The 473-nt window shown below is 58.4% G+C and carries 1 protein-coding gene; it reads left to right on the forward strand.

The window, feature by feature from the left end; all coding sequences use genetic code 11:
• Positions 1-138: 138 nt before the first annotated feature.
• On the forward strand, positions 139-473 hold a 335-nt coding region (locus EN932_RS37635; protein ID WP_128369595.1), incomplete at its 3' end, for an MFS transporter.

Below are 473 nucleotides of genomic sequence, written 5' to 3' on the forward strand. Positions count from 1 at the left end.
CCGTCGAAACCGGCCTATATGGGACGACATATATCAGGCTCGCCAAACGAGCTTAAAACACCAATGCGATCCAAACGGTCATGAAGCCGGAGCGGCTGAACAGCGCCGGTCAAATCGCAAGCTTATGGATGAACGATCATGGACCAGGCTGTCGATGAGAAAACGATGGCGGAAACCGGCACGCCGATAACAGAGCGCGAAAAGAACGCCATCATCGGCGGCGTGCTGTTGTCGATGCTGTTGGCGGCACTCGATCAGACCATTGTCGCGCCGGCCATGCCGACCATCGGGCATGCGCTCGGAAACGCACACTATCTGCCATGGATCGTCACCGGTTATCTCCTGACCGCTACCGCGGTGGCTCCGCTCTATGGCAAGATTTCCGACGTCTACGGCCGCCGGCCGACCGTCTACGCCGCGATCCTGATCTTTTTGGCGGGATCGGTGGTCAGTGCGATGGCTCCCAACATGTT

Source organism: Mesorhizobium sp. M7A.F.Ca.US.002.01.1.1, from assembly GCF_004022955.1.
GTDB classification, from domain to species: domain Bacteria; phylum Pseudomonadota; class Alphaproteobacteria; order Rhizobiales; family Rhizobiaceae; genus Mesorhizobium; species Mesorhizobium ciceri.